We start from the raw sequence: 19,630 nt of genomic DNA on the forward strand, positions 1-19,630 counted from the left end.
CTCAGTGTCCTTCCTTGTCCGAGGACGGTTCGCCGCCGTGCGGACCTTCCGACGTGCCGACCGACGGCACATCCTTGCTCTTGCTGAACTTCGAGATCACGACGAAGAACATCGGGATCATGAAAATGGCAAGGAACGTCGCCGTCAACATACCGCCGATCACGCCGGTGCCGATCGCGTGCTGGCTCGCCGAGCCCGCGCCATTGCTGATCGCGAGCGGCAGCACGCCGAGAATGAACGCGAGCGAGGTCATGAGAATCGGGCGCAACCGCAGGCGCGCCGCTTCCATTGCCGCCTCGACCGTCGACATGCCCTGCATGCGCAGCTCCCGCGCGAACTCCACGATCAGAATCGCGTTCTTGGCCGACAGCCCCACCGTGGTCAGCAGGCCGACCTGGAAGAACACGTCGTTTTCCAGCCCGCGCAAGGTCGCCGCGAGCAGCGCGCCGAGCACGCCGAGCGGCACGACCATGATCACCGAGAACGGAATCGACCAGCTTTCATACAGCGCCGCGAGACACAGGAACACGACGAGGATCGAGATGCCGTACAGGATCGGCGCCTGCGAACCGGACTGGCGCTCCTGATACGACAAGCCCGTCCATTCGTAGCCGATGCCCGCGGGCAGCTTCGCCGCGATCGCTTCCATCGCGCTCATCGCCTGGCCGGTCGATTTGCCGGGAGCTGCCGCGCCCTGGATTTCCACCGCCGAAATGCCGTTGTAGCGTTCGAGCTTGGGCGAGCCGTAGATCCAGTTGCCCGTCGCGAACGCGCCGAACGGCACCATCGTTCCCGAGCCGTTGCGCACGTACCACTTTTCGAGGTCTTCCGGAGTCATGCGGAATCGTGCGTCGCCCTGCACGTAGACCTTCTTGATCCGGTTATCGACATCGAGGAAGTTGTTCACGTACTGCGAGGCCCACGCGATCGAGAACGTCTGGTCGATGTCCGATACCGAGACGCCGAGCGCATTCGCCTTCTCGCGGTCGATGTTCACCTTGAACTGCGGCGTGTCGTTCAGGCCGTTCGGGCGCACCTGCGCGAGCGTCGGGTCCTTCGCGGCCATGCCGAGCAGCATGTTGCGCGCTTCCATCAGCTTCGCGTGACCCACGCCCGAGCGGTCCTGCAGCTCGAAGTCGAAGCCCGCGGCCGTGCCAAGTTCCGGAATCGACGGCGGGTTGACCGGGAAGATCAGCGCGTCCTTGTAGGGCGCGAAGTGCATGAACATCCGGCCGACGAGCGCCTGTACTTTCTGATCGCTGTGCTGGCGCTCCGCATAGTCCTTCATCCGCACGAACACGAGACCGGAGTTCTGGCCGCGTCCCGCGAACGAGAAGCCGTTCACCGTGAACACCGATTCGACGATCGATTTCTGGTCGGTCAGCAGCCAGTCCTGCACGTCCTTCAGCACGTGCGCGGTGTACTCCTGCGTGGAGCCCGGCGGCGCCTGCACGAGCACGAACATCGTGCCCTGGTCTTCATCGGGCAGGAAGGACTTCGGCAGGCGCAGGAACAGCATGCCCACCGCGACGATCACGACGATATAGATGATGAGCCATCGTCCCGAGCGCCGGATCACATGCTGCACGCCCTTGTGATACTTGTCCTGGCTCTTGTTGAAGTTGCGGTTGAACCAGCCGAAGAAGCCCTTCTTTTCCGGCTCGTGCCCTTCCGGATGCGGCTTCAGGAGCGTCGCGCACAGCGCCGGCGTCAGAATCAGCGCGACCATCACGGACAGCACCATCGCCGCCACGATCGTCAGCGAGAACTGCCGGTAGATCGCGCCCACCGAGCCGCCCGAGAACGCCACCGGCACGAACACCGCCGACAGCACGAGCGCCACGCCGATCAGCGCGCCGGTGATCTGGCCCATCGCTTTCCGGGTCGCCTCGCGCGGCGATAAATGCTCTTCCGACATCACCCGCTCGACGTTCTCCACGACCACGATCGCATCGTCCACCAACAGACCGATCGCGAGCACGAGGCCGAACATCGAGAGCACGTTGATCGAAAAGCCCACCGCCGACATGATCGCGAACGTGCCGAGCAGCACGACCGGCACCGCGATCGTCGGGATGATCGTCGCCCGCAGGTTCTGCAGGAACAGATACATCACGAGGAACACGAGCACGATGCCTTCGATCAGCGTCTTGACCACTTCCTCGATCGACAGGCGCACGAACGGCGTGGTGTCGTACGGGTACTTCACGACGAGACCATTCGGGAAGTACTTCGACAGCTCGTCGATCTTGGCGCGCACCGCCTTGGCGGTCGCGAGCGCGTTCGCGCCCGTGGCGAGCTGAATACCGAAGCCCGCGGTCGGCTGGCCGTTGTACTTCGTATCGAAGTTGTAGTTTTCGCCGCCGAGCTCGATGTGCGACACATCCTTCAGGCGCACCTGCGAGCCGTCCTGATTCACCTTCAGCAGGATGTTGCCGAACTGCTCGGGCGTCTGCAGCAACGTCGCTTCGGTGATGGTCGCCTGCAGCATCTGCCCCGGCACCGACGGCGTGCCGCCGAGCGAGCCCGCCGCCACCTGCACGTTCTGATTGCTGATGGCGTTCTTCACGTCCACCGGCGTAAGCGAGTAGTTCGTGAGCTTGGTCGCGTCGAGCCAGATGCGCATCGCGTACTGCGAGCCGAACAGCGTCGTGGTGCCGACGCCGTCGAGACGCGAAAGCGGGTCCGCCACTTTCGACGCCACGTAGTTCGCGAGGTCGTACTTGCTCATGCTGCCGTCTTCGGACACGAACGCGAGCACGAGCAGGAAGCTCGAACTCGACTTCGTGACCTTCGTGCCGAGCTGCTGCACGACCTGCGGCAGAAGCGGCGTGGCGAGCTGCAGCTTGTTCTGCACCTGCACCTGCGCGATATCCGGATTCGTGCCGGCCGCGAACGTCAGCGTGACGGTGGCCGTGCCCGAGTCATCGGAGGTGGACGAGAGATAGAGCAAGTGATCGAGGCCGGTCATCTGCTGCTCGATCACCTGCGTCACCGTGTTTTCGACGGTGCTCGCGGATGCGCCCGGATAGTTCGCGCTGATCTGGATCGCGGGCGGCGCGATGGTCGGATACTGCGAGACCGGCAGCGTGAAGATCGACGCCATCCCCGCGAGCATGAGGATGATCGCGATCACCCATGCGAAGATCGGCCGATCGATAAAAAACTTTGCCATTTAACAGGCTCCCTTTTATTGCGCGCCCGAAGCGGCCGATGCGGCTTGCGCACCACTCGCGTTCGCCGGGGCCGATGCCGGGGCCGATGCCGCTCCCTGCGCGCCTGAAGCCGCGCCCGGCGCCTGCGCGACCTGCGCGTCCGAGGCGGGATACGGGAATTTCGCCGCGACCGGCTTCACCTGCATGCCGGGCTTCGCCTTGTCGACGCCGTTCACGATCACGCGATCGCCCGGGTTCAGACCGTTATCGACGACCCAGTTGTTGCCGTAAGTGCCGCCCGTGACGAGCTGGCGCAGTTCGACCTTGTCGTCCTTGCCCACGACGAGCGCCGTCGGCTGGCCCTTCTGGTCGTGCGTGACGCCGATCTGCGGCACGACGAGCGCGTGGTCGTTCACGCCTTCCTGAATGCGCGCGCGCACGAACATGCCCGGCAGCAGCACGCGGTCCTTGTTCTGGAAGATCGCGCGGACCGTGACGGAGCCGGTGCTCTGATCGACGCTCACGTCGGAGAACTGGAGCTTGCCCTGCTCGGTATAAGTGCGGCCGTCTTCCAGCACGAGCGACACCTTCGCGGCGTGAATGCCCTCGGTCTGCAGGCGCCCTTCCTGAATCTGGCGGCGCAGCTTGAGGCCCTCGACGCTCGATTGCGTCAGATCGACGTAGATCGGGTCGAGCTGCTGCACGGTCGTGAGCAGGGTCGCCGCGCTCGCCTGCACGTATGCGCCCGGCGTGACTTGCGACAAACCGGTGCGGCCGGTGATCGGCGAGACGACGTCCGTGTAGCCCAGATTGATCTGCGCGGTATCGACGGCGGCCTTGCCCGCGGCGACATCGGCGACGGCCTGGCCTTGGGCGGCCACGGCGTTGTCGTAGTCCTGCTTCGACACGGCGTTCGCCGCGACGAGGATCTTGTAGCGCGACACGAGCGCGTTCTGCGACGCGACGTTCGCCTGCGCCTTCGCGAGCGACGCCTTCGCGTTGTTCAACTGCGCGATGTACGGCGCCGGATCGATCTTGTAGAGCCGCTGACCGGCCTTGACCTCGGCGCCTTCGGTGAATTCGCGGCGCAGCACGATGCCGTCGACGCGCGCACGCACTTGCGCGACGAGATACGCGTTGGTGCGGCCCGGCAGATCGACGACGACCGGCACGCTCGTCGGCTGCACGGTGACGATGCCCACTTCGGGCGTTTGCGGCGGAGGTGCTGATTGTTTTTGCCCGCACGCTGCCAGGAACACGGCAGCCGTCGCGGCGGTGATTAAGCGGAGTGGAACCCGTTCGACGCGCATGGAGCGACCTCTGTCTAAGACTGAGAGTGAAGTTGGGTGCGCGGCGGCCTTCCCCGGGCAATGCCGCGCACGAGCGTCGTGAGACGCTGTCCGACAAATCAACGGTTCGACGAGTGAGCTAAGCGGCAGGCGGTTCAGCCTGCGCTTCATGTCCGTGCTGGGCGCCCGAGGCGCCGGCGCTTGACCCAAGGACGGTCAGAACGGACAACGGATTGAAAGCTTACGGAAATCTGCTCGCCGATTCAATTTGTCGAAATTTGTTGACGGGTGGTATTGTATATACATTCACGAATGAATGTAAAAAACTGTACGTGTTTTTCCCCATTGGAGGCGAGAACAAACCGCTCCGGGGAATCGATTACGTTCGACGAACCTTCGACAAGACCGCGGACAAGCGGCTTTTTAACGGCAGCAGCAGGAACAGACGGCCCCAGGCCGCAGGATATGGTCAGACGAACCAAGGAAGAAGCGCAGGCGACGCGCAACCGTGTACTCGATGCCGCCGAGCGCGTCTTTTACGAGAAGGGCGTGTCGCGCACGACGCTCGCGGACATCGCGCACGCCGCGGGCGTGACGCGCGGCGCGATCTACTGGCATTTCGCGAACAAGGGCGATCTCTTCAACGCGATGTTCGACCGCAGCCTGCTGCCGCTCGACGAACTCGTCGAAGCGACGCTCGACGGCAAGGAAGAAGATCCGCTCGCACGCCTGCGCGAGCTTTTCGTCTGGTGCATGCGCAACATCACGAGCGACGAGCAGCGCCGCCGCGTCTTCGACATCCTGTTCATGAAGTGCGAATTCGTCGAAGAGATGGGGCCGGTGCGCGAGCGGCATCAGAACAACATGCGCGACGGCATGGAGCGCATCGAGCGCGCGCTGCGCAACGCCGTCGAAAAGAAGCAGCTTCCCGCGACGCTCGATACGAACCGCGCGACCACCATGCTCCACTGCCTCTTCACCGGCATCCTGCACGATTCGCTGATGCTGCCGGACCTCGTTCATCCGGAGCGCGACGCCGAAGCGCTCATCGACGCGTGCTTCGACGCCTTGCGTTGCAGCGCCGCGCTGCTGTCACCGGCTGGCGGCTGAACCGGCGCGCGCCCGCTGATTCGACGCGTAGATGTTGTCGCGCGCGGGCGGCTCGCCGCTTTCCAGCGCGGCGAGCCATTCATCGGTGCTGAGCACGGCGGCGAAGCGCGATTGCATCACCACCGTGAACACGCGGTGAATCTCTTCCGCGCTCGCCTTCCCCGCGCGGTTTTCATAGGGCACGGCGCCCGTCGCGTCCGCGAGGAATTCCACTGAAAGCCCGGCGTGAACCGCGTGCTTCACGGTGGAATCGTCGCAGTTGTGCGTCATGTAGCCCGCGATCACGATGGTGTCGATGTCGTTGGCCTTCAGCCAGTCGGCGAGATCGGTGCCCGCGAACGCGCTCGGCAGCGACTTCTCGACGTAATGCGCGCGCGGCCGCGACGCCACGGTTTCATGCAGTTGGGCCATCGCCGAGCCGCGCGCGAAGATCGGCGCGCTCTCCGGCGCGAAATTCTGCACGACGACGACGGAAACGCCGTGCTCCTGGGCGGCGTCCATCGCCCGGCCGATATTGGCAAGCGACACGTTCACATCGGGATACTCGATCAGCAAATTGCCTTCGACATACTCGTTCTGCACGTCGATGACGATCAGGGCGCGGCGCGGCATGGTTCTTCTCCTTCGGTCGGTTGAGCGCATTGTCGCCGCGCGCGCGCAACGCCATAAGTGGCCCGATCGCCAACTTTCGATGGATTCAGGCCAAAATGGCCTGAACCATCGTTTTCAAAGGGCCGCCCATGAGTCGCCATTCGATCGCCGTCGTCGCGTTCGACCGCATCAGCCCGTTCCATCTCGCCGTGCCGTGCATCGTGTTCGGCGAGGAGCGCGGCGGGATCGGCGTGCCGCCGTTCGATTTCCGCGTATGCGCCGCCGAGCCGCGGGCGCTCGCGACATCGGCGGGCTTCACGATCGCGGCCCGGCATTCGCTCGATGCGCTCGATTCGGCCGATGTCGTCATCGTCCCTTCCTGGCGCGATCCCGCCGAAACGCCGCCCGGCGCGCTGCTCGATGCGTTGCGCGCGGCGCATGCACGGGGCGCGCGCATCGTCGGGCTGTGTCTCGGCTCGTATGTGCTCGCGGCGGCGGGCCTGCTCGACGGCCGCGCGGCGACGACGCACTGGGCATGGGCCGACGATTTCGCGCGCCGCTATCCGCGCGTGCGGCTCGATCCGAACGTGCTCTATATCGACGATGAAAACATCACGACCTCGGCCGGCACCGCGGCGGGGCTCGATTGCTGTCTGCACGTGCTGCGCGCGCTCGCCGGCTCGCACGCGGCGAATCAGGTCGCGCGGCGGCTCGTGGTGCCGCCGCATCGCCAGGGCTCGCAGGCGCAGTTCATCGACGAGCCGCTGCCTGGGCGCGCGAACGGGGAAAAGCTCGCCGGGCTGCTCGACTGGCTGCGCGCCAACCTGCAAACGGATCATTCGCTCGATGCGCTCGCCGCGCGCATGGCGATGAGCCGTCGCAACTTTACACGGCGCTTTCGGCAGACGACGGGCACGACGGTCGGCGCGTGGCTCGTCGGGCAGCGCGTCGCGCTGGCGCAACGGCTGCTCGAAGATACGGACTTGCCGGTCGATCGCATCGCGCAGACGTGCGGTTTTGGCACCGGCGCGACGCTGCGCCAGCAATTCGCGCAGACGTTGAAGACGTCGCCCTCGGCGTACCGGCGCGCGTTTCGCGGGGTCTAACCTAGCCCGACGTGCTGCGCGAGATACGCGAACAGTGCGATGCACACCAGCATCGCGGCCCACGCCCAGGCCGGCAGGCCGAGCGGATGCGGATCGTGCGAATGATCGCGGTCGTGATGCACGAAGCCATGACCGTGCAGACGATGCCGCAGCACGCCGCTCGCGTGCGCATCGGCGGATGGCGCGCGCATCGCACCCGGGCGGCGCGAGAAGGCCGCCGACATCGAGCTCGGGCGCAGAAACACATGGCGGCGCGCGGCGTTTTCGCCCGCCGCGCGCATCGACGGCAGACCGTGCTTCGCCCGCACCACTTCGCAGAATTCGGCGAAGAAATCGTCGGCGCCTTCGCGCAGCGCGTTCTCGATCTGCCGCGACGGCAAGCCGGCGAGCGGGCCCGAGACCGTCGCCCAGACCGTGTACTCGATCCAGGTCGAATCGCTGTCGTCTTCGTCGGGATTGAGCGCGACCGCGATCTGCCCGCGCAGCGAACCCACGCCCTCGCCGCGCGCCTTGAAGCTCAGCGTGCGGGCGTAAGCGGTATCGGCGGCGTCGGCAGGTTCGGCGGGTTCGCCTTCCGCGTGCGCCGCCTGACGCGTGCGCCCGGCGGCATGCGCGCGGATTTCGTAGCGCGCCCGCAGCGCGCCGAGCGGCACGATCAGCGTGAGGACATACTCGCCGCCGGGCGTGCGCGTGAACGATTCGCAGTTGTCCAGACTCGCCCGCAAGAGCGCGAGATCGCCGAGCGCGTCCCGGACATGCGCCGGGTCGAGCGGAACGCGCAATGCATCGGTGACTTCCATTCGAGCCTCCGCTTACAAGGTCCGCATGCGTTCGTTATGGCTGAGTGGCGTGGCGGTGTCTGTTCGAAGGCGCGCTAAGACGTTTCGTCGATGCGATCGACGCGCGACCCGTAAAACGCGAGATAGCCCTTGATTTTCACGGCGGCGTCGAGCGGCGCTTCGTAGCTCCACGCGGCGTTTTCGATCGGGCCGTCTTCCGTCAGCAGATGATAGTGCGTAGCCTGGCCCTTCATCGGGCACTGCGTGGTGTGAATCGAGCGTTCGAGCCGCGCCATGTTGACGTCGGCGCGCGGAAAGTAGTGCACTTTCTCCGCGCCCGCCTCGATAAGCGTGAAGGACGCGTGGGTGTCGGCGTAGGTGACGCCCTGATGGATCACGCGGCAACGCCGGCCGTTCAGCGTGATTTCGATGCCATGCGCCGCCTCGTGCCCGTCTTTGAGTTCCGTGCCCATCCTGATGCGCCTCCCGCGTCCGAACGAAATGCCCAAGAAAAAGCCACGGGGCATCGAATACCCGTGGCTTAATTATGAGACAAACTGACGATGCTGGGTGAGCGCTTTCGATGCCTCGCGCGTGTCCCCCTTGGACGCTTGCGCTTACTGAATGTTCCAGTGGAACGCCGCCTTGGCCTTGCCCGGGCCGGAGACGTTCACCGACTGTTTCTTCTCCTGATCCTTATACTTCGCGTAGACCGTGTAGTTGCCCGGCGGCAGCTTGACGAGCATGTACGGACCCATCGCCTCGGTGGAGAGCACGTCGCCGCCCTTGCCGCCGGCAATTCGCACGGTGACGCCCGACAGGTATTCCGCGGTCGGTCCCGTGAAGCGCAGCGATAGCGGCCAGTGCGCCTGTTCGCGCAACAATGCGCGCGATTCGTCGAGTCCGACACCGCCCGAGGTGTAGGAGACGTCGCCTTGCTGCTGGACTTGCGGCAGGCCGCCGCCGTTGGTGTTGCCGGCGCTCGACGTATCGGCCGTGGTGCCGCCCGTCGTGCCCGATGCCTGCGCCCAGGCGCCGCCCGTCATGCCCGCGCTCATGGCCGCAACGACGAGTGCGGCCGCCAGCCTGCCCGTGGTTTTGTTCGTCATCTTCGTGCTCCTTTATCCGATGCCGCCGCGCCCTGAAAGCGCGCCAGCGGCGTCACGCCCGATGCGCCGGTATCGCGCGATGGGGCACCCGGGAACCCCGGAGCATGGTTCGTGCCCGCATCGCGTTCGAACTACCGCGCTCAGCCGAGATCGACCGGCACGAAAATCTGCGCGTCGTCGCGCTGGATCAGGAGCGCGATGCTGTCGCCGGCGTGCTCCACCATCGACTTCAACTGCTGCACGGACGTGACCGGCTGCCCGTTGACCGCGAGGATCACGTCGCCGGGCTGGATGCCCGCGCTCGCCGCCGCGCCGCCCGACTGCTGCACCAGCAGGCCGCGCGAGAGCGAATCGTTCTGCTTCTCTTCCGGCGTGAGCGGACGCACCGCGACGCCGAGCCGCGCGTCCTGCGCCGACGCCTCGTCGCCGCCCGCGCCGGTTTTCGCGCTCGCGGTCTTCGCGTCCTTGAGCGCGCCGATCGTCACGCTCAGATCCTTCGCGCTCTTGTCGCGCCACACCGTCACCTTCGCCGAACTGCCCGGCGAAAGGCCCGCGACCTGCGACGGCAGCGAAGTCGAATCCGACACCGGCACGCCGTTGAGCGCGGTGATGACGTCGCCCGGCTGCAAGCCCGCCTTCGCGGCCGGTCCGCCCGGCTCGACCGAGCTCACGAGCGCGCCCTGCGGCGACTTCATGCCGAACGAATTGGCGAGCGTCTGGTTCATGCCCTGCACCGTCACGCCGAGGCGGCCGCGATCCACGTGACCCGTCTTGATCAGCGCGTCCTTCACCTTGATCGCTTCATTGATCGGGATGGCGAACGAAAGACCCTGGAAGCCGCCCGTCTGCGAATAGATCATCGAGTTGATGCCGATGACTTCGCCCTGCAGGTTGAAGAGCGGACCACCCGAGTTGCCGGGGTTCACGGGCACGTCGGTCTGGATGAACGGCGTGTAGTTCTCGTTGGGCAGCGCGCGCGACTTCGCGCTGATGATGCCCGACGTCACGGTGTTGTCGAAGCCGTAGGGCGAGCCGATCGCGACGACCCACTGCCCGACCTTGCTGCCGTTGGGATCGCCGATCTTCACGGTCGGCAGGTCCTTCGCCTCGATCTTCAGCACGGCGACGTCCGACTGCTTGTCCGCGCCGATGACCTTCGCGCGGTACTCGCGCTTGTCGGTGAGCTTCACGGTGACGACGTTGGCGTTATCGACCACATGTGCGTTCGTGAGGATGTAGCCGTCGCTGCTCACGATGAAGCCCGAGCCCAAGCCTTCGCTCGGACGATCCGCGCCGGGGCCGCCAGGGCCGCCCTGCCCGCCGCCGAAGCCCGGGAAGCCGCCGAAGCGCTTGAAGAACTGGTAGAGCGGATCGTCAGGGTCCATCGGCAACTGGTTGCGGCTGCTGCGCGCCGAGGTTTCCTTGACGACATGCTTCGCGCTGATGTTCACCACCGCCGGACCATAGGTCTCGACGAGGCCGGAGAAATCGGGAATGCCCGTCTTGGCTGCGGCTTCGGCGGGCATCAGCGCGGCGGCTTGCGCGGGCGCGATGACCTGCGGCGCAGGCACGTTGTTATGACCGGCCACATAGCCCGCCGACAAGGCAACGGCGACGGCCGCCGCGACGGCGCTACGGGTGAGGATCTTTGCTTTCATCGTGTGCTCCTGACGAGGGATGCGCTCCCGGAGAGCGCGCTATATCGATGAAAGGAGCTTACGGGGCGTCGCTTAAACCTTTCTTAAAAATTGAACTTCGCGCGGGAAAGGCCAATAAAAAGGGCGCTCGTTCATGAACGAGCGCCCTTCGCACTACGACCGACTTACTGCTTTACTGCACCCCATTTACTTCATCACTGCGATGCTGCCACTGCCAACTTCAACTCAACTTCTTTGCTGCTTCAGAACCTCAAACGACGAGCGAGATATTAGCGATTAGGAATTCTTATTCGAAGTCGATAACTCCGAAAGTTGGTTGCAGAACGCGACACCGCGAACGCGGCTTCAGAACCTGACGGCGACCTTGAGCCCACCCGCCTCCGACTCCCCGAGCGACACCGTTGCGCCGTGCTGAACCGCGATGCGCCGCACGATCGCGAGACCGAGGCCGCTGCCGGCGACATCGGTACGCGGGCGATTCACGCCTTCGCCCACGCGATAGAAACGGTCGAACACGCGTTCGCGCTCTTCGCCGGGAATGCCGGGGCCGGTGTCGGCGATCTCGACGAGAGGATTACCGCCTTCGAGCTTCACGCAGACATCGACTCTACCGCCTCTCGGCGTGTACTTCGTCGCGTTGTCGATGAGATTGTTGAACATCACCCGCAGCGAATCCGGATCGCCCTTGACGCTCGCCGATTCGCTCGCCTCGATGCCGAGATCGACGCCGCGTTCCTGCGCGACGAGCACGTAGCCGCGCACGCAGCCTTCCAGCAGTTCGTCGAGATCGACGCGCGTTTCGACCGCCTTGCCATCCGGCTCCGATCGCGCCAGCGCGAGCAGTTGCTCGGCGAGCCGCGTCGCGCGCGCGATGCCTTCGTTCAGGTCCGCGAGCGCCTCGCGCCGCGTGTCGTCGTCCTGCGCGCGGCCGACGAGCTGCGCCTGAATCTGCACGGCGGCAAGCGGCGTGCGCAGTTCGTGGGCGGCATCGGCGACGAAGGCCTTCTGCGTATCGAGCGCCGCCGACAAGCGCGAGAGCAGCGCATTCAACGCGCGCACCACGGGCCGCACTTCCTGCGGCAGACGCTGATCGGAGAGCGGATCGAGCGCCTCGGGATGACGCGTGTCGAGCGCGCGCGTCACGCGCTGCAACGGCGCGAGCCCGCGTCCGACGATCACCCAGATCGCGACGCCAAGCAGCGGCAGCAACAGCACGAGCGGCCACAAGGTGCGCCATGCGACGCCCGCCGCGACGCGATTGCGGATCGACAGCGGCTGCGCGAGCTGCACGACGTTATCGCCGACGATCGCGCTATACACGCGCCATTCGCCGCGCGGCGTCATTTCGGTGGAGAAGCCGAGTTCCGCATGCGGCGCGAGCGGCACGCGCGGATGCGAGTAGTACATCAGCACGCCATTGCGGTTCCAGATCTGGATGACGACGCCTTCGTCGCTTTCACTGCGCGACGAGAGCACCGACGAGAACGGCTCGGAAGGCAGCGCCGCCGCGATCTGCTGCAGTTGATAATCGAACAGTTCGTTGGCTTCGGCGAGCGCCTGCCGATAGATGAGCCACCCCGCGAACCCCACGCCGACGATCACGAGCGCGAGCAGCCAGATCAGCAATTGCCGGCGAATCGACCGCATCAGGCGTCCTTCGCGACCATGTAGCCGAGGCCACGCACGTTGCGGATGAGATCGGCGCCGAGCTTCTTTCTCAGCGAGTGGATATACACCTCGACGGTATTGCTGCCGATTTCCTCGCCCCAGCCGTAGATCTTCTCTTCGAGCTGGCTCTTGGACAGCACCGCGCCGGGCCGCGCCATCAGCGCTTCGAGCAGCGCGAACTCGCGCGCCGACAGCGCCACGGGATTGCCCGCGAGCGTCACCTGATGGCCCACGGGATCGAGCGTCAGTTCGCCGTGACGCACGAGCGACTCGCCGCGCCCCGCGTGACGGCGGATCAGCGCACGCATGCGCGCGCCGAGCTCGTCGAGATCGAAGGGCTTCACGAGGTAATCGTCCGCGCCGGCGTCGAGGCCTTTCACGCGATCCGCGATGGCGTCGCGCGCCGTGACGATCAGCACCGGCAGCGCATTGGCGCGCGCGCGCAGCGTCTTCAGCACGTCGAGGCCGTCGCGCTTGGGCAGGCCGAGATCGAGCAGCATCAGGTCGTAGGACTCGCCGGCCACCGCGGTGAGCGCGGCCTCGCCGTCCTGCACCCAGTCGACTGCGAAGCCGTCCGCGCGCAGCGCCTTGCGCACGCCTTCGGCGATCATCCGGTCATCTTCGACAAGCAGGATTCGCATGGCACATGTCTGTTGGTGGTTGGCGTGGTGATGCGCGGTTCATTGTAGCCGCGAGGCCGCGCCACAGGCTTAAACGGGACTTAACCGCGCACATCGTCCATTTGCAGAGAACGGCGGCGAATCTGCCCGCTCGGCCCGTTCGATTTCCGCCCTTTCGATTTCCGCAAGCCAGCTTGTCTACAATAGCCGCTTCCCGCGCCGCGACGCCCGCCCGTGCACGCGCCGCAGCCAGTAATCAGCCCAAGAACAACGCTCGTCCATGCCGCTCGCTTCCCGTTTCGCGTCCCGCCGTCTTTCCTCATTCGCGCTCGCCGCCGTTCTCGCCTGCGCGGCCCTCGGCCCTGCGCCCGCTGCCTTCGCGCGCGGCGGCACGAAAGCCGAATCGCAGGCGCAGTCGCCGGAGCGCGCGGCGAAAGGCAAGCGCGCCGCGAAGAACGGGAAAGCCTCGCGCGTCGCCAAAGCGAGCGTGCCGGCCGGACCGCTGCCCGCATCGGTCATGACGGCGCTCGCCCGCGCGCACGTTCCGCTCTCGTCGATGAGCGTCGTCGTGCAACGCATCGGCGCGCCCACGCCGCTCGTCTCGATCAACGCGAACGAGCCGATGCTGCCCGCTTCCACGATGAAGCTCGTCACCACGTACGCGGGCCTCTCGATTCTCGGGCCCGACTATCGCTGGAAGACGACCGCCTACGCCGACGGCCAGATCGACACGCAAGGCGTGCTGCACGGCAATCTCTACATTCAGGGCACGGGCGATCCCAAGCTCGTGCCGGAAGAACTGATCGATCTCGTCGACCAGATCCGCAAGAACGGCATCACCGGCATCGACGGCGCGCTCGTGCTCGACAAGCGCTATTTCGACGCCTCCACGCGCGACCTGCCCGCCTTCGACAACGACGACAGCGCGCCGTACAACGTCGGTCCCGATCCGTTGCTCTATGCGTTCAAGTCGCTGTCCTTCACCCTGACGCCGAACGCGGACGGGCAAGTGGCCATCGACGTGTTGCCGCAGCTCGCGCAACTGCAGATCGACAACGAATTGCGCGTCACGCGCGGCGCGTGCGTCGGCTCGCTTTCGGCGGCGTCGCCGAGCGTCGCGCAGACGCAGGGCGGCTTCGTGCAGGCGTCGTTCATCGGCGACTATCCGCTGCGCTGCGGCTCGCGCACCGTCAACGTCGCCGCGCTCGATCATTCGACGTTCTTCGCGGGCGGCTTTCTCGCGCTGTGGAAGCAGGCCGGCGGCACGTTCCAGGGCGCGACGCGCGAAGGCCCGACGCCGTCCGGCGCGCGGCTCGTCGGCACGCATCGCAGCCCGGTGCTGTCGGATGTCGTGCGCGACATCAACAAGTTCAGCAACAACGTGATGGCGCGCAACCTGTTCCTCACGATCGGCGCGGCGCAGCTGAAGCCGCCCGCGACGACGGCGAAGTCCGCCGCGGCGATCCAGTCGTTCCTGAAGCGCAGCGCCTTGCCCATGAACGGCCTCGCGCTCGACAACGGTTCGGGCCTTTCGCGCGACGAGCACATCAGCGCGGCGTCACTCGCCGATCTGCTGCAGGCGGCGAACGCGAGTCCGGTCGCGCAGGTGTTCGTCGAATCGCTGCCGATCGCGGGCGTCGACGGCACGATGCGCAACCGTCTCACCAACGCGGGCGCGTTCGGCAATGCGCACATCAAGACCGGCACGCTGCGCGACGTGCGCGCGATCGCGGGCTATGTCGGCGCGGCGAACGGCGAGAGTTACGTGATCGTGAGCTTCATCAACGATCCGCGCGCCGAGGCCGCGCGCGCCGCCCACGACGCGCTGCTCGAATGGGTCTACGAGGGCGCGCGCAAGGCGGATCTGGCGGAGTGAGCGCGGCGCCGGGCACGGCCGCCCGGCGTGACCGAAGATTTCTTCTACGAAGTCGCGCCCGGGAAGGCGCGCGCGCCTGTACGCTGTCGGGCACGGCGCTTTGGCCGGGTGCGACGCGTATCAGGAGGGGCGTGTTGCATCGCCTAAAATGGCAGCTACGCGGCGTGAAGACCGCACGACGGTCGGACACCGCAATCGAACTAGAAAACACCGAAGAACGGAGACGAGGTCCATGAAGAAGCAACGCTCGATGCGCGCCGCCCTGACGCGCTTTGCTCAAGTCGCGACGGCCAGCGCCGCGTTTGCCCTGATCGCCGCGTGCGGCGGCGGCGGTGACGACAACAATTCCACCCCGCCGGGCGGCGTCAAGCTGCAGATCGTGTCCTTCGGCGACAGCCTTTCCGATGTCGGCACGTACGCACCCGTCGCGGCGGCGAACTTCGGCGGCGGGCGCTTCACGACGAATCCGGGCCAGGTCTGGGTGCAGAACGTCGCGCAGTATTACGGCGACACGCTGACGCCCGCGATGACCGGCGGTTTTGGGGTCCCGCCGGCGACGCAGTCGGGATTGGGGTATGCGCAGGGTGGCGCACTGGTGACGAACCCGATCGGTATCAATCACGTGTCGAACGATCCGGCGAATTATCAGGGTGCGCTGACGGTGCCGGTCGTCCAGCAGGTGACGAACTATCTCAGCGCGCACGGCAGCTTCAATTCGAACCAGCTCGTGATCGTCAATGGCGGCGGTAACGATATCCTGTACAACTTCCAGTTGGCGCAGACGGGCGCGATCACGCCGGCTCAGGCTAGCGCGGCGATCGGCAAGGCTGCCATCGATCTTGCGGGCATAATCGGCAAAGTCTTGCAGAGCGGCGCGACGCACGTGCTGGTGTCGAATGTGCCGGACATCGGCACGACGCCGCAGGGCATGATGAGTTCGGCGGCGAATCGGGCATTGCTCACGCAGGCATCGCTCGGCTTCAACCAGGCGCTTGCCGGGGCGCTGACGCAAGCGGGGCTGATGTCGAAAGTGATCTATCTCGACATCGTGCCGGTGCTTGCCAAAGTCACTGCGAATTTTGGCCAGTTCGGATTCACGGTGTCGAATACCGGCACGGCCTGTAATCTGCAGGCGATGGCGGCGGCGGCGCAGAAGTTCGGCGAACCCAACCCGGCCGCTTTCGCGACTTCCCTGTTTTGCTCGCCGGAGACTTTGACTGTGGCAGGCGCGGATCAGACCTACATGTACGCCGATACCGTGCATCCGACGACGCATCTGGGCGCGTTGTATGCGCAAGCGGCGGAACAGGTGGTGGCGAAGTCGGGGTTGGGGAAGTAAGCGATTCTCTTTGAGGATGGGGAAACCGCCCGGATGAGGGATCGTCCGGGCGGTTTTGTTTTTTGGAGGTCTCCGTTACGAGGCGGAGGATTTGCGCGGAGGTTGGGCGAGCCCAATCGTCGGGCGGGGGGGTATCTCCGCATGCGGAGGAAACTGCATCGGCCGAATGCGCACTTCGATGCGCGGGGGCCTATCTCCGCGTACGCGGAGGAAACGCGATGCGCCCATAGCCGAACGGGGCCGGAAACGGCCTATCTCCGCACACGCGGAGGAAACCAGTCCTCACAGAGCGCGAACTACGGTCAAGCCGGCCTATCTCCGCCCACGCGGAGGAAACGAACCCTTACCCATGATCGTGCTGACGGTCATCGGCCTATCTCCGCGTACGCGGAGGAAACTCGAAGCGAATGCCGGCGATCTCGCAGCGCTTGGGCCTATCTCCGCGTACGCGGAGGAAACTCGCAAGCCGCGCAAGGCAGCGCGACACAGGCGGGTCCATCTCCGCGCACGCGGAGGAAACGCGTACAAGCCATCCGCATTGCGTTTGATGACGGGCCTATCTCCGCCCACGCGGAGGAAACTCGAGACACAAATTCAGCAGGCGGCGGATGGTGGGTCTATCTCCGCGCACGCGGAGGAAACCTCGTGCACTTGTTCAGAAAGCGCGCGAAGAGGGGTCTATCTCCGCGCACGCGGAGGAAACTCTTGCATGGCGTCGGCGGCGACTTGATAGTGCGGTCTATCTCCGCGTACTCGGAGGAAACCGACGAGCCGGCCAATTGCCTCGAAACTATCGGGGTCTATCTCCGCGTACTCGGAGGAAACAGCGAACGCCAGCGCTCGGCGGTCGCGGGCTCGGGGCTATCTCCGCGTACTCGGAGGAAACATGGTCGAGATTCGCAACGGCGGCGTCATCATCGGGCTATCTCCGCCCACGCGGAGGAAACCCGATCTTGAAGAAAAACGGAACAGCTCGACGCGGCCTATCTCCGCCCACACGGAGGAAACCCCTAGATCATAACCAACTGTTCCAAAAGCGGAATCCCGACAACCGATCTTCACATTCACCCCAAAACCCGCAGAGCGAATCACTCCTCAGCCTCAAACGCCGCCGCCGCCCGTCCCAACCTGTCATTCACCGCAATCCACTCCACCGTCTCCGGCAGCTTCTCGATCAGAATCCGCTCCACATTCGCCCGATCGAGCGCCCGCAGCAAACCATAAAGATCCCGAGCATAAGACTGCGGATCTTCCGGCGCCGCCACGAAGTGAACATGCGAGGCACGCGCCCACTCCCCCGCGCTCGAAGCCCGCGCCACCAGCGCGATTTTCCTGTCGCCATCACGACGAAGCAGCGGTTCCATCGCCGAAAACGGCAGCAGCACGAGCGGCGTCCTCGGCGCGTAATGGGCCTTCAACGTCCCCGACGCCCTCGGCGCAGTCGCATCCGAGCCATCGGGCAAGCGAGGCGCAATGCCGATCACATCCGCGATCTGTTGCGGACTCACATGCCCCGGCCGCAGCAGCGCCGGAAAGCCGCGCGACAAATCCAGAATCGTCGATTCGATGCCGACATCCGCCGCGCCGCCATCGAGCACATGCACCGCGCCGCCGAATTCATCGCGAACATGCTGCGCGGTCGTCGGGCTGACGTGCCCGAAGCGATTCGCCGACGGCCCCGCGACACCGCCCTGCTTGCCCGTGCCGCGACGCCGCGCATGAAACGCCGACAACAACTGCTGCGCCACCGGATGCGACGGACACCGCACGCCGACCGAATCCTGCCCGCCGCTCACCGCCGCCGGAATATGCGCCGCGCGCTTCAGAATCAGTGTCAGCGGACCGGGCCAGAACGCATCGATGAGCTTTTGCGCATCGGCGGGCATCTCGCGCACCCAGTAGCCCGGATCGGCCTCGGGCGCGAGATGGACGATCACCGGATGATTCGCCGGCCGCCCTTTCGCGGCATAGATGCGCGCGATGGCGTCGGGATTCTCGGCGTCGCCGCCCAGCCCGTAGACCGTTTCGGTCGGAAACGCGACGAGTTCGCCCGCATCGAGCAAGGCGGCGGCTTCGTCGATCTGCGCCGCGCCCGGATAAATGATGGTCATTGCGTCAACAACTACGAGAAAAACTCAATCAATCGTGATGTGCAGCATGCGCGCACAGTCGCGCGCCGCCGTGCGCGCCTCTTCGAGCGTCGCCGCCGTGAAATTGATGTGGCCCATCTTGCGGCCGCGGCGCGCCTCTTCCTTGCCGTACAGATGCAGCCGCGCCGACGGCATCGCGGCGACTTCCGCCCACGCGGGCGCGCGCGCCTTATTGCCGTCGAACCAGATATCGCCGAGCAGATTCAGCATCGCGGCAGGCGAATGCTGGCGCGTGTCGCCAAGCGGCATGCCGGTCATCGCGCGCACCTGCTGCTCGAACTGGCTCGTCGCGCAGGCGTCGACCGTATAGTGGCCGGAATTGTGCGGACGCGGCGCCATCTCGTTGGCGATCAGCGAGCCGTCTTCCAGCACGAAGAATTCGACGCACAGCACGCCCACGTAGCCAAGCTTCGCCGCGATGGTCAGCGCCGCGTCCTGCGCCTGAGCGACGAGCGCAGCGGATGCATCGGGTGCGGGCACGACCGTCTTCGCGAGAATGCCGCTCGTGTGCACGTTCTGCGCGAGCGGAAACACGGCCGACTTGCCGTCGCCGCCGCGCGCGATCAGCACCGACACTTCGTACTTGAGCGGCATGCGCTTTTCCAGCACGCATGGCACGCCCGAGAGCGATGCATGCGCGTGGCGCACTTCATCGACATTGCGCACATTGACCTGCCCCTTGCCGTCGTAGCCCATGCGCGCGGTTTTCAGAATGCCCGGCAGCACGGCGGCGATTTTCTCGTCGGGTATCGCGCCGAGCGCGTCCGCCGATTCGATCACCACATGCGGGGCGACCGGCACGCCCGATTCCGCGATGAAACGCTTCTCCGCCACGCGATCCTGCGCGATCGCCACGCAACTCGCCGCCGGACTCACGAACGTGCACGACGCGAGAAATTCGAGGCTCGCGGACGGCACGTTCTCGAATTCCGTCGATACCGCCGCGCACAGCCGGCCGAGCTCGGTCAGCGCGGCGCGATCGTCGTAGGCGGCACGGATGTGACGGTCCGCGACGGCGCCCGCGGGGCTCGTCTCGTCCGGATCGAGGACGGCGACGCGATAACCCATCGATTGCGCGGCGAAGCAGAACATGCGGCCGAGCTGGCCGCCGCCGACCATGCCGAGCCACGCGCCCGGCAGAATGGGAGAGATCGGGGAGTTTTGTGGGTTCATCGTGGAG

General features: G+C 65.7%; 15 protein-coding genes. 4 read left to right on the forward strand and 11 right to left on the reverse strand.

Annotated features, from left to right (window positions below; translation table 11 throughout):
• Position 1 precedes the first annotated feature (1 nt).
• Positions 2–3,175, reverse strand: coding sequence for an efflux RND transporter permease subunit (locus tag LY284_RS10040; protein ID WP_045450377.1), 3,174 nt, complete (start codon positions 3,173–3,175; stop codon positions 2–4).
• A gap of 15 nt (positions 3,176–3,190) precedes the next feature.
• Complete coding sequence (locus tag LY284_RS10045) at positions 3,191–4,465, reverse strand: efflux RND transporter periplasmic adaptor subunit (protein ID WP_014190560.1); 1,275 nt, start codon at positions 4,463–4,465, stop codon at positions 3,191–3,193.
• Positions 4,466–4,909: 444 nt separating this feature from the next.
• On the opposite strand from LY284_RS10045, the gene LY284_RS10050 reads away from it, so the two are divergent.
• Positions 4,910–5,554: a TetR family transcriptional regulator gene (locus LY284_RS10050; RefSeq protein ID WP_014190559.1), complete on the forward strand. Its 645-nt coding sequence runs from the start codon at positions 4,910–4,912 to the stop codon at positions 5,552–5,554.
• Here LY284_RS10050 and LY284_RS10055 read toward each other — a convergent pair.
• Positions 5,537–6,166, reverse strand: coding sequence for a cysteine hydrolase family protein (locus LY284_RS10055; protein ID WP_233385869.1), 630 nt, complete (start codon positions 6,164–6,166; stop codon positions 5,537–5,539). The two genes, LY284_RS10050 and LY284_RS10055, sit on opposite strands and share 18 nt — an antisense overlap.
• A gap of 128 nt (positions 6,167–6,294) precedes the next feature.
• Here LY284_RS10055 and LY284_RS10060 point away from each other — a divergent pair, with 128 nt between their 5' ends.
• Positions 6,295–7,251 (forward strand): helix-turn-helix domain-containing protein, encoded by a 957-nt coding sequence (locus tag LY284_RS10060; RefSeq protein WP_045450375.1) that lies wholly within the window; start codon positions 6,295–6,297, stop codon positions 7,249–7,251.
• On the opposite strand, the gene LY284_RS10065 is transcribed toward LY284_RS10060, so the two are convergent.
• From LY284_RS10065 to LY284_RS10090, 6 genes are all read right to left on the reverse strand, one after another.
• Complete coding sequence (locus tag LY284_RS10065) at positions 7,248–8,051, reverse strand: CoxG family protein (protein ID WP_014190556.1); 804 nt, start codon at positions 8,049–8,051, stop codon at positions 7,248–7,250. The two genes, LY284_RS10060 and LY284_RS10065, sit on opposite strands and share 4 nt — an antisense overlap.
• Before the next feature lie 74 nt (positions 8,052–8,125).
• Positions 8,126–8,503, reverse strand: a complete 378-nt coding sequence (locus LY284_RS10070) for a DUF427 domain-containing protein (protein ID WP_045450374.1) — start codon at positions 8,501–8,503, stop codon at positions 8,126–8,128.
• 144 nt (positions 8,504–8,647) lie between these two features.
• On the reverse strand, positions 8,648–9,139 hold the full coding sequence (locus tag LY284_RS10075) for a hypothetical protein (protein ID WP_014190554.1): 492 nt from the start codon (positions 9,137–9,139) through the stop codon (positions 8,648–8,650).
• Between the two features lie 140 nt (positions 9,140–9,279).
• Complete coding sequence (locus LY284_RS10080) at positions 9,280–10,797, reverse strand: DegQ family serine endoprotease (protein WP_045450373.1); 1,518 nt, start codon at positions 10,795–10,797, stop codon at positions 9,280–9,282.
• Between the two features lie 345 nt (positions 10,798–11,142).
• On the reverse strand, positions 11,143–12,444 hold the full coding sequence (locus tag LY284_RS10085; RefSeq protein WP_045450371.1) for an ATP-binding protein: 1,302 nt from the start codon (positions 12,442–12,444) through the stop codon (positions 11,143–11,145).
• A complete protein-coding gene (locus tag LY284_RS10090; protein WP_014190551.1) occupies positions 12,444–13,106 on the reverse strand; it encodes a response regulator in 663 nt (220 codons plus the stop codon). The genes LY284_RS10085 and LY284_RS10090 overlap by 1 nt, the downstream gene beginning before the upstream one ends.
• A 259-nt stretch (positions 13,107–13,365) precedes the next feature.
• Between LY284_RS10090 and dacB the strand changes: the two genes are divergently transcribed.
• Positions 13,366–14,961, forward strand: coding sequence for a D-alanyl-D-alanine carboxypeptidase/D-alanyl-D-alanine-endopeptidase (gene dacB / locus LY284_RS10095; protein ID WP_045450370.1), 1,596 nt, complete (start codon positions 13,366–13,368; stop codon positions 14,959–14,961).
• Between the two features lie 232 nt (positions 14,962–15,193).
• Positions 15,194–16,300, forward strand: a complete 1,107-nt coding sequence (locus LY284_RS10100; RefSeq protein ID WP_045450369.1) for an SGNH/GDSL hydrolase family protein — start codon at positions 15,194–15,196, stop codon at positions 16,298–16,300.
• 1,088 nt (positions 16,301–17,388) lie between these two features.
• Here LY284_RS10100 and LY284_RS10105 read toward each other — a convergent pair.
• Together LY284_RS10105 and LY284_RS10110 are read right to left on the reverse strand one after the other, a co-directional pair.
• Positions 17,389–18,411 (reverse strand): L-threonylcarbamoyladenylate synthase, encoded by a 1,023-nt coding sequence (locus LY284_RS10105; RefSeq protein ID WP_045450368.1) that lies wholly within the window; start codon positions 18,409–18,411, stop codon positions 17,389–17,391.
• 24 nt (positions 18,412–18,435) lie between these two features.
• A complete protein-coding gene (locus LY284_RS10110) occupies positions 18,436–19,623 on the reverse strand; it encodes a 5-(carboxyamino)imidazole ribonucleotide synthase (RefSeq protein ID WP_045450367.1) in 1,188 nt (395 codons plus the stop codon).
• Positions 19,624–19,630: the final 7 nt, after the last annotated feature.

Origin of the sequence: Caballeronia sp. PC1 (assembly GCF_021353155.1) — a bacterium.
GTDB classification, from domain to species: Bacteria; Pseudomonadota; Gammaproteobacteria; order Burkholderiales; family Burkholderiaceae; genus Caballeronia; species Caballeronia cordobensis.

Bases quoted from the DNA above. Each gene is read 5' to 3' on its own strand.
- LY284_RS10040 (WP_045450377.1), bottom strand. From the start codon at position 3,175: ATGGCAAAGTTTTTTATCGATCGGCCGATCTTCGCATGGGTGATCGCG.
- LY284_RS10045 (WP_014190560.1), bottom strand. From the start codon at position 4,465: ATGCGCGTCGAACGGGTTCCACTCCGCTTAATCACCGCCGCGACGGCT.
- LY284_RS10050 (WP_014190559.1), top strand. From the start codon at position 4,910: ATGGTCAGACGAACCAAGGAAGAAGCGCAGGCGACGCGCAACCGTGTA.
- LY284_RS10055 (WP_233385869.1), bottom strand. From the start codon at position 6,166: ATGCCGCGCCGCGCCCTGATCGTCATCGACGTGCAGAACGAGTATGTC.
- LY284_RS10060 (WP_045450375.1), top strand. From the start codon at position 6,295: ATGAGTCGCCATTCGATCGCCGTCGTCGCGTTCGACCGCATCAGCCCG.
- LY284_RS10065 (WP_014190556.1), bottom strand. From the start codon at position 8,051: ATGGAAGTCACCGATGCATTGCGCGTTCCGCTCGACCCGGCGCATGTC.
- LY284_RS10070 (WP_045450374.1), bottom strand. From the start codon at position 8,503: ATGGGCACGGAACTCAAAGACGGGCACGAGGCGGCGCATGGCATCGAA.
- LY284_RS10075 (WP_014190554.1), bottom strand. From the start codon at position 9,139: ATGACGAACAAAACCACGGGCAGGCTGGCGGCCGCACTCGTCGTTGCG.
- LY284_RS10080 (WP_045450373.1), bottom strand. From the start codon at position 10,797: ATGAAAGCAAAGATCCTCACCCGTAGCGCCGTCGCGGCGGCCGTCGCC.
- LY284_RS10085 (WP_045450371.1), bottom strand. From the start codon at position 12,444: ATGCGGTCGATTCGCCGGCAATTGCTGATCTGGCTGCTCGCGCTCGTG.
- LY284_RS10090 (WP_014190551.1), bottom strand. From the start codon at position 13,106: ATGCGAATCCTGCTTGTCGAAGATGACCGGATGATCGCCGAAGGCGTG.
- dacB (WP_045450370.1), top strand. From the start codon at position 13,366: ATGCCGCTCGCTTCCCGTTTCGCGTCCCGCCGTCTTTCCTCATTCGCG.
- LY284_RS10100 (WP_045450369.1), top strand. From the start codon at position 15,194: ATGAAGAAGCAACGCTCGATGCGCGCCGCCCTGACGCGCTTTGCTCAA.
- LY284_RS10105 (WP_045450368.1), bottom strand. From the start codon at position 18,411: ATGACCATCATTTATCCGGGCGCGGCGCAGATCGACGAAGCCGCCGCC.
- LY284_RS10110 (WP_045450367.1), bottom strand. From the start codon at position 19,623: ATGAACCCACAAAACTCCCCGATCTCTCCCATTCTGCCGGGCGCGTGG.